General features: G+C 46.3%; 14 protein-coding genes. 9 read left to right on the top strand and 5 right to left on the bottom strand.

Annotated features, from left to right (window positions below; all coding sequences use genetic code 11):
- Window positions 1-176 precede the first annotated feature (176 nt).
- From AC1YY3_RS01495 to AC1YY3_RS01480, 4 genes are all read left to right on the top strand, one after another.
- Window positions 177-1139 (top strand): hypothetical protein, encoded by a 963-nt coding sequence (locus AC1YY3_RS01495; RefSeq protein WP_482194257.1) that lies wholly within the window; start codon window positions 177-179, stop codon window positions 1137-1139.
- Window positions 1133-1951: an HAD family hydrolase gene (locus AC1YY3_RS01490; protein ID WP_482194256.1), complete on the top strand. Its 819-nt coding sequence runs from the start codon at window positions 1133-1135 to the stop codon at window positions 1949-1951. Before AC1YY3_RS01495 ends, AC1YY3_RS01490 begins: the two co-directional genes overlap by 7 nt.
- Window positions 1952-1988: 37 nt before the next feature.
- On the top strand, window positions 1989-2957 hold the full coding sequence (locus AC1YY3_RS01485; RefSeq protein WP_482194255.1) for a beta-ribofuranosylaminobenzene 5'-phosphate synthase family protein: 969 nt from the start codon (window positions 1989-1991) through the stop codon (window positions 2955-2957).
- A gap of 95 nt (window positions 2958-3052) precedes the next feature.
- A complete protein-coding gene (locus AC1YY3_RS01480; RefSeq protein ID WP_482194254.1) occupies window positions 3053-4708 on the top strand; it encodes a M20/M25/M40 family metallo-hydrolase in 1656 nt (551 codons plus the stop codon).
- A gap of 70 nt (window positions 4709-4778) precedes the next feature.
- Here the strand turns inward: AC1YY3_RS01480 and glpK are convergent, their stop codons facing one another.
- A complete protein-coding gene (gene glpK / locus AC1YY3_RS01475) occupies window positions 4779-6263 on the bottom strand; it encodes a glycerol kinase GlpK (RefSeq protein ID WP_482194253.1) in 1485 nt (494 codons plus the stop codon).
- A gap of 24 nt (window positions 6264-6287) precedes the next feature.
- Window positions 6288-7361 carry a glycerophosphodiester phosphodiesterase gene (locus AC1YY3_RS01470; protein ID WP_482194252.1) on the bottom strand — a complete coding sequence of 358 codons (1074 nt, stop codon included), beginning with the start codon at window positions 7359-7361 and terminating at the stop codon, window positions 6288-6290.
- A 74-nt stretch (window positions 7362-7435) separates the two neighbouring features.
- On the opposite strand from AC1YY3_RS01470, the gene AC1YY3_RS01465 reads away from it, so the two are divergent.
- From AC1YY3_RS01465 to AC1YY3_RS01455, 3 genes are read left to right on the top strand one after another with little or no spacing between them, the layout of a single operon-like run.
- Window positions 7436-9130 (top strand): ABC transporter ATP-binding protein/permease, encoded by a 1695-nt coding sequence (locus AC1YY3_RS01465; protein WP_482194251.1) that lies wholly within the window; start codon window positions 7436-7438, stop codon window positions 9128-9130.
- 31 nt (window positions 9131-9161) lie between these two features.
- Window positions 9162-9668: a DUF3592 domain-containing protein gene (locus AC1YY3_RS01460; protein WP_482194250.1), complete on the top strand. Its 507-nt coding sequence runs from the start codon at window positions 9162-9164 to the stop codon at window positions 9666-9668.
- Window positions 9669-9687: 19 nt separating this feature from the next.
- Entirely contained in the window at window positions 9688-10815 is a 1128-nt protein-coding gene (locus AC1YY3_RS01455) for a glycoside hydrolase family 5 protein (protein WP_482194249.1), read from the top strand.
- Between the two features lie 91 nt (window positions 10816-10906).
- Here the strand turns inward: AC1YY3_RS01455 and AC1YY3_RS01450 are convergent, their stop codons facing one another.
- The 3 genes from AC1YY3_RS01450 to hflD all read right to left on the bottom strand — a co-directional run bounded on the left by AC1YY3_RS01450 (window position 10907) and on the right by hflD (window position 12949).
- The gene (locus tag AC1YY3_RS01450; RefSeq protein WP_481823052.1) at window positions 10907-11149 is read right to left on the bottom strand and encodes a hypothetical protein; all 243 of its coding nucleotides are present in this window, start codon (window positions 11147-11149) and stop codon (window positions 10907-10909) included.
- Between the two features lie 245 nt (window positions 11150-11394).
- Window positions 11395-12309 (bottom strand): oxygen-dependent coproporphyrinogen oxidase, encoded by a 915-nt coding sequence (gene hemF / locus AC1YY3_RS01445; protein ID WP_481823053.1) that lies wholly within the window; start codon window positions 12307-12309, stop codon window positions 11395-11397.
- Between the two features lie 16 nt (window positions 12310-12325).
- Window positions 12326-12949: a high frequency lysogenization protein HflD gene (gene hflD / locus AC1YY3_RS01440; RefSeq protein WP_481823054.1), complete on the bottom strand. Its 624-nt coding sequence runs from the start codon at window positions 12947-12949 to the stop codon at window positions 12326-12328.
- Between the two features lie 167 nt (window positions 12950-13116).
- On the opposite strand from hflD, the gene AC1YY3_RS01435 reads away from it, so the two are divergent.
- Entirely contained in the window at window positions 13117-13335 is a 219-nt protein-coding gene (locus AC1YY3_RS01435) for a heavy-metal-associated domain-containing protein (RefSeq protein WP_481823055.1), read from the top strand.
- A gap of 30 nt (window positions 13336-13365) precedes the next feature.
- Complete coding sequence (locus AC1YY3_RS01430; protein ID WP_481823056.1) at window positions 13366-15612, top strand: heavy metal translocating P-type ATPase; 2247 nt, start codon at window positions 13366-13368, stop codon at window positions 15610-15612.
- The last annotated feature ends 11 nt before the right edge of the window (window positions 15613-15623 follow it).

The following is a 15623-nucleotide window of genomic DNA, read 5'->3' as shown; positions in this document are numbered from 1 at the left end:
AGGTTTTCCTGTTGATTATGTTATTTTAGGCAAAATCTGCGTGTATTTTATCGGTCAAAGTGGATTGAGCATAGAAGTATTATGGATAAGGCGAAAGGCGTAAGACCAAAGGCTAAAAACCGCAAATCGTGTACCTTTGGCTTTGTGTCTTTAGTTGAAAAAATACCGGAAGGCTCATGCAGCAAATAACTAGTTCGTACCTCCCCAAAGACTTTATCGAAACCGCAGAAGGGTTGTGCTTTGCGGTTGTCCAAAATGGTGCAGAAACTTGTAGGGATGTGGAGAAAGTGCTGTGTTTTTTACGGTATGTAAAATGCGACGGGAAGCAATGGCACAAGGTTGCGACTGAACAAGCAAACGCTTACCTAAAAACGCATCATCCAGAATATTTGCATTATTCGGCGGTATTGGATGCCCAACTCCACGCGGTCGATATTGATAAAATCGCCCAGCACCATCAACCTAGACAACGCTTACAGCAGATTTTAGCTGAACAGCAACGCGATAAGGTTGAGCAGGATTTATACGATTTGTGTTTGTTATTTCAACACAGTGGCTTGGACTTAACCCAAGTTGGCGTAACAGGATCGATATTGCTAGATGTTCAACAGCAAAGTTCAGATGTAGATTTGGTGTTTTATAATAGGGAACACTTCCACAAAGCACGGGCAATTACCGCCGACCTTATCGACAAGCAACAATTGGGCGAATTGGGTGATAAGGATTGGCAAGAAGCCTACGCACGGCGATCTTGCACACTCACTTTGGCAGAATACATTTGGCATGAACGCCGCAAATTTAACAAAGCCCTGATTAAAGGGCGAAAATTTGATTTGAATTTTGTTGATGAGCAGGTTCATTCTGAATCTGTTAGCTATCATAAACTTGGTGAGATGACGCTACAGTGCAAAATCACGGAAGATAGTTACGGTTTTGATTATCCTGCGCTTTATTCAATAGACCATGAAAGCATCTGCACGGTTGTTTGCTTTATCGCAACTTATACCGGACAGGCATTCGTGGGTGAAACCGTTGAAATTTCGGGCTTATTGGAACAGGCAGAAGACGGTAGCAAGCGCATCGTCGTAGGTTCCAGCCGCGAAGCACCGAGAGAGTATATCAAGGTCATTCAATGCTGAAAAAAGTTTTGGCCGAGATGATTTTGTTCATGGATCGACACGGTTATGCCAAGCGCAGCCGAAGAATTGACCAAAAACGCAATAAATCTACGCCTGTTCATATTGAACCAGCCGAAGGATATGTTGAGAAAGTCTTTAAGTTAGGCAGCTTTCAAGGTTTTATTTTTGACATGGACGGTCTGGTACTGGATACCGAGCCGACCTACTTTGCCGCATGGCAGCAAGCGGTAACCAAGATGGGTTATCAACTTCCGCCAGATGCGTTCAAAATCGTTTCGGGATTTCACTACCAACAAGTCGAAGTGCAGTTAAAGGCGTGGCTAGGGCAAGATTTTAATTTACAGGACTTTAAGCAATTGGGGACAAGCTACTGGCGAAAACACATCCGTAAATACGGAATTGCCGTTAAGCCTGGCGTGATCGAATTGCTCGATTATGCCGAGCAACAAAGCATTCCGGTTTGTTTGGCAACCAATAGTTGGGGAGTATATGCACGGCATTGTCTGGCTATTGCTGGACTGACGCAGCGTTTTCCATTGATGGTCACCGGCGACAATGTAGAACACGTCAAGCCAGCGCCGGATATTTTCTTGACAGCCGCCGAGCGTATGCAGCTTGCTATTCAACAGTGCGTGATCTTTGAAGATTCCCATACGGGTATCGTGGCGGCATCGGCATCGGGGGCTTATTCCGTGTACGTGCCTTCGACGTTCCCTGTCAATCCGCTGACGGTGAAAATGTGTGATTGTATGCTGGATGATTTGTCACAAGTATTTGATACCTTACCCATACCAACGTCTATCAAGATATAATAGGCAATAAACCAGCGATTAATACCTCAGTCATTTAATGTCATCTCCTAGCAAAATAACGGTTACTGCACCCGCACGATTGCACATGGGTTTCATCGACCTAAGCGGATCTCTCGGTCGGCAGTTTGGCAGCATTGGCATTGCGCTGAATGAAGTCAACACGCGCTTAACCTTAGCAACATCAGATAAACGCACCATCACTGGACCTTCCGCACAACGCGCTGGTCGCTGCCTGAGCCAGTTATGCGAGGCGATGTCCGTGTCCGACCAAGTCAGCATCAATATTGAAGCCGCCATACCGGAACATGTCGGCTTAGGTTCAGGTACGCAGATGGCGTTAGCAATTGGTTCGGCCTTGAATGCCTATTACAGCTTAGGAATGACCGTGCGTGATATTGCAGCAGTCATGGACAGGGGCTTGCGTTCCGGCATCGGCATCGGTGTATTTGAACACGGCGGATTGGTCGTTGATGGAGGTCGGGGGGAGAAAACCATTACGCCACCTGTGCTTGTCCATCTGGAAGTCCCAGCCGATTGGCGGTTCATTTTGGTGCTTGATCGTGGACAAGGTTTGCATGGCGATCAGGAAATCGCTGCCTTTGAAGCCTTGCCGCCTTTCCCACAGCAAGAAGCGGAACATTTGTGTTATCAAATTATGATGCAAGCCTTGCCCGCCGTCGCAGAAGGGGATTTGCAACTCTTCGGGCATGTCATTTCGCAATTACAAATAGCCGTCGGTAAACATTTTGCCCCCGCCCAAGGTGGGATCTACGCTAGCAAGGAAGTGGGCAAAGCAATGGCATGGCTGGCAAAACAAGGCGCGGTGGGTATCGGGCAAACGTCCTGGGGACCGACGGGCTTTTGCGCGGTTGAAAGTCCAGAAATTGCCGATTCTATTGTTAATCAAGCTAAAGTCCAATTTGCTGATGTGGTGAATTTGGATTTTGCTGTGGTCAGCGCAAATAACCATGATGGAGCATCTCGCTTAGTGGTAGCAAGCTACTAATAACACCAGATAATTCATTAGCTTATAAAGATATTTCCATTTAATAGTGTAAGCTGTTGCTATGCGATTAAAGACAAATCCTCCACGGTGCGAATATGATAAAAGAACATCAGCCCTCGCAAACCCGACATCCAGCACAGGCTGTTTTGCTGATTATTGGTGTGTTCGCACTGGTAGTTATCGGTCTATTCCACACATTGCCACCCAAGCCAACAACGCTTTCTTCGCCATTAACGACATTTTCATCTGCCCGTGCCATGCCCCATGTGTGGCAGATTGGCTCAAAACCGCATCCGACGGGATCTCGTGAAAATGCAGAAGTCAGGCAATATCTGATAGACCAGCTAAAAGCATTGGGGTTTACGCCAGAAATTCAATCGGCGGATGTCGTCAATCCTAAAACTAAGCAAGCGGTACAAGTCCATAATGTATTGGTGAAAATTTCTGGCACACGTTCGAGCAAAGCCGTGCTGCTATCAGCCCATTACGATTCCGTGGCTACAGGCTCTGGTGCTGCCGACGACGGCGCGTCGGTTGCGGCTATTTTGGAAACGCTGCGGGCCTTAAAAACGCAACCCGCATTGCAAAATGACCTGATTTGCCTGTTCACCGATAGCGAAGAAAGCGGATTGTTAGGCGCGAAAGCCTTTGTGGAACAACATCCTTGGACAAAAGAAGTCGGATTGGCGTTGAATTTTGAATACCGTGGCAATAGCGGTGCGTTCATGATGTTTGAAACCAGTGATGGCAACGGTAAGTTGATCGAAGGACTTGCCGAGTCGGTCGCGTTTGTCATGAGCAATTCCTTGATGTACGAGGTGTATAAGCGACTGCCTAATGATACCGATTTCAGCGTCTTTAAAAGTGCAGGCATACTGGGGATGAATTTTGCCGCGATTGAAAACCATGCGGCTTATCACACCCAACTGGATCGCCCGGAATTCTTGAATCAAGCCACGTTGCAGCATGAAGGGGACATCATGCTGGCCTTGGTGAAACATTTTGGCAACCAACCATTAGCCAACCTTAAAGTAGAAAACCGTGTGTACTTCGATTTCCCCGGCTTAGGGCTTGTACATTACCCCATGCGTTGGACGATTGCCTTGTGCGTTTTGCTCGCAATCGGGTTTATTGCTTTGTGTGCAGCCAGCCATAAGGCGAAATCAATGCGGATAAAACAAACCTTGATTGCACTGTGTGCTTATCTCTTGCTGATTTGCGGTTTGTACTTTATCGACAGTTGGCTTTGGGCTGCGCTTCGCATCTTTCACCCTAATTACCTGACGTTCGCCTACGACGACACCTCAACAAGTTACGGCTATTTGCTGGGATTTATCCTCATAAACACAGCAATAACCGTTATTTTTTACTTAATTAGCAAGAAATGGCTAAAGCCGATGGAAATCAGCTTGGGCATTTCGGCTATTTGGCTTTTCTTGGCACTTTTCACCCTGAATAACGGGGCAAATTTCTTGTTTACCTGGCCGTTGTTCGCATTACTGTTGTCGTTGTACTTAGTAAGGTTGCTCTGCATAAAGCATCATTCGGGATTCAATCGTCTGATCTTGTTGGCTGGCTGTGCGCCAGGATTATTGATCTTTACGCCGTTAATCAAAAACTTATTTGTTGGTTTAACGCCGAGTAACATGGCGGTCATATTGCTATTCGTAAACTTACTGTTAGGTTTGTTGTTTCCGGTGCTGGTTGCAATAAGGTTAAACAAAAAAGGTTTTATCCTACGAAAGTCTTAGAACCCGTTCTTAGATGGAATAGATGAATGATGAAGGTCGCATTATTACAATAGCAGGTTGGTTTAATGTTTTATTCCACCCAATTTTTCGACCGTTCTACTGCTTTTTGCCAATAGTGTTTGAGTGTATTGACTTGTTCAGATGATAACTTGGGTGTAAATGCTTGATTGACATGCCATGATTGCTTGAGTTCTTCCATCTTCCAGAATCCGACTGCAAGCCCCGCTAGATATGCCGCACCTAGGGCAGTGGTTTCCAGGTTGTCTGGACGGGCGATGTTGATGTTGGATATGTCTGCCTGAAATTGCACCATGAGGTTGTTTTTGGCTACGCCGCCGTCTATGCGTAATTGCGTAATGGCTTCGCCACAGTCCAAGGTCATGGTTTGCAACAGTTCATCGACTTGAAAAGCGATGCTTTCCAGCGCCGCCCGTGCCAGATGTGCGTGTGTCGTGCCACGGGTAATCCCAAAGATTGCGCCACGGGCATGGGGATCCCAGTGCGGTGCGCCGAGTCCGGTCAGCGCGGGGACAAAATAGACACCGCCGTTATCGCTTACGCTGTTGGCTAACTTTTCTGAATCGGATGCTTGTTTGAACACCATCAAACCATCCCGTAGCCATTGCATGACTGCGCCACCCATGAACACGCTGCCTTCGAGGGCGTAGGTGACTTCATCGCCGATTTGCCAGGCAATGGTGGATAGCAAGCGGTGTTTTGATGCCACTTTTTTGCGCCCGGTATTCATCATCAAGAACGATCCCGTGCCGTACGTGCATTTTGCCATGCCGGGTTGATGGCATAACTGACCGAATAAGGCGGCTTGCTGATCGCCAGCAATCGCTGCAATAGGTATTCCTTCGCCTATATCTGAATGCCGGGTTAGTCCGTAGACTTCGCTAGACGTTTTTACCGTAGGGAGTAAAGCAGCGGGAATATTGAATATTGCCAGTAATTCCTCATCCCATCTAAGCTGTTCGATGTTGTATAAGAGGGTACGGGAAGCGTTGGAAACATCGGTAATATGCAACTCACCTTGGGTAAGATTCCAGACCAGCCAGGAATCTATGGTGCCGAAGGCCAATTCGCCGCACTCTGCTTTAGTTCTTGCGCCTTCGACATTATCCAGCAGCCATTTTATCTTGGTAGCGGAAAAATAGGCATCAAGCAGCAGTCCGGTTTTTGCCTGGATCATCGGCTCAACCCCAGCTTCTTTAAGTCGGGTACATTCGTCTGCGGTTCGCCTGTCTTGCCAGACGATGGCGTTATAAATGGGCTTACCCGTTTTTCGATCCCAGATCACGGTTGTCTCCCGTTGATTGGTGATACCTATACCGGCTATATCGGACGGTTTCAGGTCATGTTGTTGCAGCACTTGTTTGATGACAGTGGCCTGGGTTTGCCAGATCTCCTCGGCATCGTGTTCCACCCAGCCCGGCTGTGGATAATGTTGTTGGAATTCTTTCTGGGCGATGGCAACAGGTTGTGCATCCTTATTGTAAAGAATGCAACGTGAGCTGCTGGTGCCTTGGTCTATGGCTACTATGTGTTTCATTTTGGTTTTTTAATTTTCCTCACCCTAACCCTCTCGGCAACTGCTCCTGCGTTGCCCTACTAACCTACATCCATGTAGGGATCCAGCAGGAGAAGGGACAAAAGATGTTGCCATAAATGAATTGATTGGCAAATAAGCCGCAATTTTTTCCCGCACCCGATTAGGGTAATCAGAAATCAAGCCAGATGCTCCGGCAGACATTAAACAGTCCATCTCCTTCTGGTCATTACACGTCCATATATTCACGCTAAATCCTGCTTTATTGATCTTATCAATGTGGGCGAGATAACGCTTGCCGGGTAAGCCGCCAAACCCCTTGGCCTTATAATCCTTGTAACAACCAATGTTATAAGCATTCGCCTTAAGTTTGCGTAGGTAGGTAAGAGGGGCTTTGATGGGCGGGTCAGTAAGGACAGCCGTGGCACAAGTTTTGGTTTGTTGCCGTACTTGCTTCAACAGTTTATGTTCAAAGGAAGAAATCAGGATTCGGCCTTCCATTTTCATTGTTTCTATTGTATTCAACACGGCTTCAACTAGCCCTGTTGTGCCATTGGGCTGTTTTTTGAGCTCTATGTTGACCATCAAGTTCAGTTCTTTAGCCAAACTCAAGGTTTCGGCCAGAGTCGGTATTTTGATGTCGCCGGAAGCATAGCGTTCCCGTTCAGATGCGCTGATAAATTCATCTAATTCGGCATCTGTCAGGCTTTGCAAGAAGGCCTGACGCTCTGCACTGGGCAGTGCCAATTGCTCGATATACCAGCTACCTGCGTCTAAACAGCTAAGTTCCGTATATGTAAAATCGGCGACATTGTAACTGCTGCGGTTAGGGAACCTGGTCTTGGCATCTGTGCATCTGGTCAGGTGTTCATCGTGATAAACGACAACCACGCCGTCTTTCGATAAGCGCACGTCCATCTCAAACATCTCGCAGCCCAGGGTTTTAGCTTTGGCAAAGGCGACGAGGGTGTTTTCAGGCGCGTATGCCCGCGCACCCCGGTGGGCAATGTTTAAAATGTGGGTGGATGTCGTCGGGATCAGCATGGTCAGCTCCAGTTTGATAGTGTGGTGTTCAATGAAACGGTAAGCTATTATTTGCAATAATACGATAGAAATTAACTGCGGCGATAGCAAGTTGTCGATGTCAAGCTCGATTTTGACAGGAGGATTTACTGATGCGAATTCAAGATGGATTTTTTTTTCAGTTTATTAAATTGGCGGGGCCATTTTGGAACTCCGACAATAAGGTTGTTATTCGGTTGGATACGGTTTTTCTGGTTGCGCTGACCGTATTGCAAATTTACCTTGCCGTCATCATTACGGAATGGAATGCCGATCTTTTTGATGCCCTTGAGCAACATTCAATGTCCGGCATCATTGCCCAAATAGGGATGTTAATCCTGATTTTCATCGGCAGCATCACAATAACGACCCTGCACCTCATTGTTAAAAGGCGGTTGCTGATCGGCTGGCGCTTGTGGCTTACCGAAAAGGTCGTTGCCAAGTGGATGCATAAAGGGCGGCATTACCAGGTTACTTTCATGGCGAAAAATAATCATGACAATCCCGATGGCCGCATTGCAGAAGATATTCGAATAGCAACGGAAGAAGCCATTGCAATGGGGCATTCGTTGTTTTATAGCCTGCTGTTATTAGGGAGCTTTACAAAAATTCTCTGGACTCTATCGGGTACAGTTGTTCTTGACATAGGCTTGTTTTCCTTTTCAATTGCCGGATATTTGGTCTGGATTGCGGTCATCTATTCGGTTTGTGCATCAATATTGGGTTGGTGGATGGGCAAGCCGCTCACCAAGGCAACTAATGCCCGACAAACTGAGGAAGCGAATTACCGATATACCTTGATAAAGGCACAAGACAATTCCCAGGCAATTGCCCTGATTCATGGCGAAAACTACGAACAAAAGCGTTTTCTTAACTCATTTCAGGCCATTATTGACACTTACGCACAACAAACCGCCGCGTGGAAACAAATCCAGATATTCACGTCGGGTTATTCGGTCATATCAATGGCCTTGCCGATCCTAGCGGCTGCCCCGCGCTACATTGTTGGGGCGATTTCTTTGGGTACATTGATGCAATCTGTCCAGGCATTTCAGCATTTGGTAAATGCCCTGTCTTGGCCTGCCAGCAATATGGCTGGAATCGCCAAATGGCGGGCTTCGGTTGAACGGGTTTTGGGCCTGGTCAAAGCCCTTGATGAACTGGAACATGACATATCTTGCCTTAATTCAAACCAGATTTGTGTCAACAAGGCAGGAAAATCGGTATTAACGTTTGAGAATCTCAGCATTGCCAACCTGGAAGGCGAAACGATTTCGGCCACTATCAACACTGAAATTAAGGCGGGCGAGCGCGTATTGATTGTAGGCCATCCCAGCACGGGGGCAAAGTTGTTCCAGGCAATTGCCGGTTTGTGGCCTTGGGGTTCAGGCCATATTCAAGTCCCTGAAAATGAGCGTTTATTCTTCATGTCGCCACACCCTTACTTACCGACTGGATCGCTACAAGCGGCAATTTGTTATCCCAAAGCTGTCAGCGCATTCAACCGGACTGACCTGGAAAAATTGTTAAGGCGTATTGGGCTTAAAGATTTGATTAATCAACTCGACCAGGTTGAATCTTGGGAAAAACTGTTGTCTCGTGAACAGCAACAACGGTTAGGCTTGGTACGTGCGCTCTTGTACGGACCAAAATGGATTTTTATGCAAGAAGCCCTGGATTCGCTTACGCCAGAAGGCGAAACCCAGATGCTGGAATTATTGGGCAAAGAATTGCCAGATACAGCTATCCTTAGCATTACTAACCAGCCGTCGGCGGAGGCGTTCCATCAACGTAAACTAAAAATATAAATCGTTATTTATATCTATCCACACAACCATTGTGAATACATTAAAAGCAATGAGAAATATATTTTTTGCCATAGTTTTGATTTTTATAAATTTATTTCTTGGACTTGAGTTGTGGCAAGGCATTATTATTTACTTTGATACAAAAAACTCAGTGCATTGGCCCAAAGCTGAAGCCACCGTATTAGCTACAAAGATTAAGGAATCAAGAGGCAAATTCGGTGTTACTTATTGTCCTGAATGGGACTATTATTTCAGTGTAGATGGCAAACAATACAATTCAACTAGGGCTGTTTTTGAATCATGCAAATGCCATAGTTACCGAAAAAATGCCGAACTTGAACTGAATAAACATCCAATTGGTTCTAAAGTATTTGCCATTTACGATCCAGAAAACCCAAGTAAAGCTGCGCTGAGGTTATCAAATGACAGTCCATTCAATATGTTATTGATCCTTTTTTGCATGCTTATTGTTTTTGAAATTATTGTTCTGATAGTTATTTTAAAGCGTATAAATATCAAACACACCAAACCTAGATAAGCTACCGGAGATAAAAGTTATGACTGAATCATCTTCTAAAAACAAAGGCAAAAAACTACGCGGCGTCAACCTGGGCGGTTGGCTGGTGCTGGAGAAATGGATGACCCCCAGCGTATTTGAAGGCTTGAACGCGACAGATGAAACCACGTATTGCGTGGAACTTGGCGGTGCAGCAGAAACACGGCTAAAACACCACTGGCAAACCTTTATCACCCGCGATGATTTCGCTTGGCTGGCAAGTATCGGTATCAATGCCGTACGTATTCCCATCGGCCATTGGATTTTCGGAGCTAATTACCCGTATCACCGGACGTATGGTGACTATCAACATCCTTTCGTTGTGGGCGGCATTGATATTCTCGACCAAGCCTTCGAGTGGGCAGAAGAATTGGGCTTATTGATTTTGCTCGATCTACATGCCGCGCCCGGTTGCCAGAATGGTTTCGACAATGGCGGCATAAAAGATGTGTGCGAATGGCATACGGATGAGAGCTATCTCAACCATTCCTTGTGGGTGCTGGAGCAACTGGCAGAACGCTATCATGGGCGACACGCACTGCACGGTATTGAAGTATTGAACGAACCCCGTTGGGATGTGGACACTGACCTGCTAAAAAAATACAACATCGATGGCTATCACCGTATCCGAAAATATTGTCAACCCGAAGATGTGGCGGTGGTTTTTCATGATGGTTTTCGGTCTTATCAAGAATATCTGGGCTTTATGAAAGAACCTGAATTCGACAATGTGGTGTTCGATATTCATAGATACCAATGCTTTGCGCGGGAAGACATTGATTCGGATATTTACCAGCACGTTACCAAAACCGTGGTGGAATGGAAACAGGAAGCCGATGCCATCATCCAGGAAATGCAGCAATGGACGTATGTCGGCGAATGGAGTTTGGGGCTGGATTTACGTGTGGTTTCGCTGTGGGCTGAAGGCCCGTTCAACCATGCGCTGGAAAAAATGGATAAATTTCAAATGGATGTCGCTTATCGTGCCTATGCCTCCGCGCAATTGGCAACCTATGAAAAATATCTCGGCTGGTTTTTTTGGAGTTACAAAACCGAAACTACACCGGCATGGTGTTTCCGAGATTGCGTCAATAATGGTTGGTTGCCGGATCGGTTTGATTTTGAATGAGTTTGTCTGTGTAGACTTTGATTTTTACAAAAAATCGCTGACAAAACCATCCTGGATTTGTCAGCGTTTCTGTTCACTAAAATACCTGGCGTTAGCGCCCTCGGCGACTATCATCTTTCGCATCATTCTCTACTGGGAGTAGAGCGAGTTTGATACGGTCGAAAAAATAGCCGATAAAGCCAATCATTACGACGGCAAACAATACTCGGCTGATAATCAAAACCTCAGTTAGCGTCATTTCGGAGTCGCCTCCGCCCAGTGTTTTTACGAAATCTGCAAATCGGTTAATACCAATTGCACCATTATCAACTAAGTTAATCAGTAAGTTGCTCATTTTGGTCACCCTCAATCTATATTAATGAAATGGGTTGATTTATACCTCAATGAGTTTTAAAAAATGTGCGTCCTTGCACAACTTAACATCCTTGTATTATCAGGAGGTACGCACACAATGTAGATCAGTTGACTACTTTATACTGTGAACCAGTGCTGATTTCTATGAAGTATTACCATTCAGGATGAAATAAATTCTGGTTTTTTAGGGAGGCGGGTGAATAACTGTAGGTTATGCTGGTTTGGTCAAATACCCAACCAATTCTGAGGCTTTAAATAGCGATCATAAAGCAATGCTTCGGCACTGTTGGATTCGGGTTGCCAGTTGTATTTCCAGTTTACCACGGGAGGTAGCGACATCAGGATGGATTCCGTTCTGCCGCCGGATTGCAAGCCGAATAAAGTGCCACGGTCATAGACGAGATTGTATTCAACATACCGTCCTCGGCGGTAAAGTTGGAAATTTCGCTCTCTGTCGCCAAAAACGGTGGTTTTACGCTTTTGGACGATAGGTAAGTAGGCTTGGATATAATGATTGCCTACTGATTGCATCAGCGCAAAACAGCGTTCAAATTCCCATTCGTTCAGGTCATCAAAGAATAAGCCGCCAACACCACGGGTTTCGTTGCGGTGTTTGAGATAAAAATAATCGTCGCACCACTTTTTATAAGCCGGATAGATGTCATCACCAAAAGGCTGACAAGCCGCCCGTGCGCTTTGGTGCCAATGGATTATGTCTTCTTCAAAGGGATAAAACGGCGTTAAATCAAAACCGCCGCCAAACCACCAGATGGTGGGTTCATTCGGTTTTTCTGCAATCAAAAAACGCACGTTGGCATGGGAAGTCGGGATATAAGGGTTAAGCGGATGAATAACCAGCGACACGCCCATCGCCTCAAATTGCCGATTGGCAAGCTCAGGTCGTTTTGCAGTCGCAGAAGGTGGTAGGCTAAAACCGGATACGTGGGAGAAATTGACCCCGCCTTGCTCAAAAACCTGACCATTGGTTAATACCCGCGTCCTGCCACCACCACCTTCCTCGCGTGTCCAAAGGTCTTCAATAAACCGCGCTTCCGGTTCTTCCCCTTCCAAAGCCGTGCAGATACTGTCTTGCAGGGTGAGCAAATAATCTTTTACTTTGTTGATGTCTTCAATATCCATTGGTAAGCCAGCGTAATCAGATTTGTTTTAACAGATATTGCAACTCTGTCTGAATCTTCTTGCGGTAAAAAATAAACTTCCAACGCGAACCACCGCATTGCCGCCATAATAACGCCGAACGAACTCCAGCTAATAGCAATGCCCTGACTTTACTGGCTATATCGGGTCTGGCTAAGTACGTTTGGTCGCCATTCACCATAACCCTAGGCTGTAAGGTACTGATTGTACTTTGATAAAGGCTACCGAGATTGGCTAAGACATTACCGTGCAACAGACCAAATTCCTCACTTTGTGCTTGCGCCTTAACGATACCGCTTTGTATAGTGTTGAGCATGTCTTTGCGATCAGAAAGTCTCCGCTCTAAGAATACAATTGCCGCTGCATAACGTGCTTGCTCAGGATTGGGGGCTTTTTCGCCAGTTATCTGCCCGTCGAGCTGTTCTAAACCCAGTTTCAACCCAGCTAATCCGCCGTAAATATCGCCTACACTGTCCGAATCTATTTTTAATATGCTACCAATACTGGCTTCCATCGCTTGTTGATCGCAAGTGCCTGTCGTAGCCAGTTGCTGCACCAAAACGGCAACTTGGGCAATTCCAGCAAGGGCAATGGTTTGATTAGTGATGGTATTGAGTTCCATTAGGTTTATTTGTTGAATTATTAAGGGACAATCGTACCAATAATGAGGGTAGTTATTCAATGGTTACTTAAGCAGTGAATTGATTGTCAACATATTACCTGCTGTTGACGGGTTGTGATATAAATACCTCAGTTAGTTCCAGTAGTAATAACCAAACGGAGATCAAAATGACTGAATCAGCATCATTAACCGTAACAGGCATGAAGTGTGGTGGCTGCGAAAACAATGTCACTACGAAATTAAAATCTTTGGATGGCGTAAAATCGGCAACTGCATCGAGCAAAAGCCAAGAGGTTAAGGTCGAATTCGACACCGACAAAACCAGTCTTGCCACCATTGCACAAGCAATTACTGACGTAGGATATACTGTAGTTGACAATACCTGATTGATTTTTAATAACATTAAGGCGTAACTCATGACCACAGGACCCGTCGCAGAGGCACAAACCGAAACCCGATTATCCATCATGGGCATGACTTGCGCGGGTTGTGTCAGTACGGTTGAAGGTGCATTAGCATCCGTACCCGGCGTGGTTTCGGTCGCCGTCAATTTTGCTGACCATTCCGCGATGGTTAAAGGCACGGCTGATCCTAACGCATTAAAGCAAGCTGTGATTAGTGCAGGTTACGATGCGGCGGTTATGGAAGGGCTAGAAAATCCTGAAGAGCAAGAAGCTTTAGAGCGTAGGCGTTATCGTAGCTTAATGAAAAAAGCCGCAGTTGCTGGTGGTTTCGGTGCTTTTCTCATGGCGGCAGAGCATTTCGCCTGGTTGCCGGAAATAGGTTCAGCAACAGGGCGTTGGGTTTGGCCTGAACTAGCACTGATTACCTTGGGAGTCATGATCTACTCTGGTTTGCACTTTTACCAAGGTGCATTCAAAGCCCTAAGCTTAGGGCAAGCCAATATGGATACCCTGATTGCTTTAGGTACGGGATCGGCGTGGATTTTTTCCTGCATTGTCATTGATTTTTCTGATGTTTTGCCGTCATTAGCTAAACACGCTTATTTTGAGGCAGCGGTCGTCATTTTGGCTTTTATCAACCTAGGTACAGGGTTGGAAACGATGGCGCGAGGACGGACATCCGGCGCAATCAGAAAGCTAATCGGTCTGCAACCGCGAACTGCCCGTGTTATGCGGGATGGTAAGGAACAGGACATTCCCATAGAGGAAGTGGGATTGGGTGAGACATTACGAGTTAGACCGGGCGAGAAAATCGCGGTCGATGGCGTATTATTTGACGGACATTCGACGATTGATGAATCCATGTTGACAGGAGAACCTCTGCCCGTAGAGAAAACCATAAACAGCGAAGTCGTCGCTGGTTCTATCAACCAAACCGGCACCTTCCTGTTTAAAGCCACGCGCATTGGTCGAGATACCGCATTGGCACAGATTATTAATAGCGTTAGGCAAGCGCAAAGCAGCAAACCAGAAATTGCGCGGTTAGTCGATAAAATCTCCGGTATTTTTGTTCCAATTGTCGTGCTGATAGCCATTGTAACCTTCGCGCTTTGGTATTATTTTGGTCCTGTACCATCAATAGGTTACGCATTCGTCACGGCCATGACTGTCCTTGTGATAGCTTGTCCTTGTGCATTGGGGCTGGCAACACCGATTTCCGTGATGGTCGCCGTTGGTAGGGCAGCACAATCTGGGATATTGATACGGCAAGGCGATGCCCTGCAAAAAGCCGGGCAATTGACCTGCGTGGTTCTTGATAAAACCGGAACGATTACCGAAGGCAAGCCCGTCGTGTCCACCGTAAGACATGTGGCTAAATTCGATGGCGATTCGGTACTAGTATGGGCAGCCAGCATAGAATCCGGCTCGGAACATCCCTTGGCTGCAAGTATTTTGGCTGCTGCTGAACAAAAGCAACTTAAATTGGAAAAAGTGCAACAATTTGAAGCCATTGCAGGTCACGGTGTGACGGCAACTATCAATAAAAGACCAGTCTATTTTGGTAATCGTGCCTTAATGGCGCTAAAAGGCATTGATGCCAGAAACTATGATGAACAATTGGCAGAACTGTCCGCATTAGGGCAAACGCCCATGCTGCTTGCGGTAGATAATGCCATTGCTGGCATTATTGCGGTATCCGACCCCATCAAAAAAGATTCCGTCAACGCCGTGCAGCAACTGCAAAAGCTGGGTGTCCGCGTGATTATGGTCACGGGAGATAATGAAATAACCGCGCAAGCTATCGCAAAACAAGCAGGTATTACCGAAGTTAAAGCTCAAGTTCTTCCACAAGACAAAGCTTCTATTATCAAAGAATTGCAGCAACAAGGTCAGATAGTCGGCATGGTAGGCGATGGCATTAACGATGCGCCCGCCCTGGCACAAGCCGACGTGGGCATGGCTATCGGCACAGGCACGGACGTGGCGATTGAGAGTGCTGACGTAGTTATCCTGCAAGGCTCATTGTTGAAAGTGCCGGAAGCCATAGCCTTATCTAAAGCCACCGTGAAAAACATCAAACAAAACCTGTTTGGCGCATTTTTTTACAACACCATCAGCATTCCCGTCGCCGCTGGGCTGTTATACCCGTTCTTTGGTATTTTGCTCAACCCGATGATTGCTGGTGCGGCAATGGCGATGTCTTCGTTGACCGTGGTGGCGAATGCGAGTCGCTTGCGGTGGATTAAGTTGAATGATTGAGGATATTATTC

This window comes from Methyloglobulus sp. (assembly GCF_964779595.1).
The sequence above is the reverse complement of the archived record's forward strand: the minus strand, read 5'-3'. Positions and strand labels throughout refer to the sequence as shown.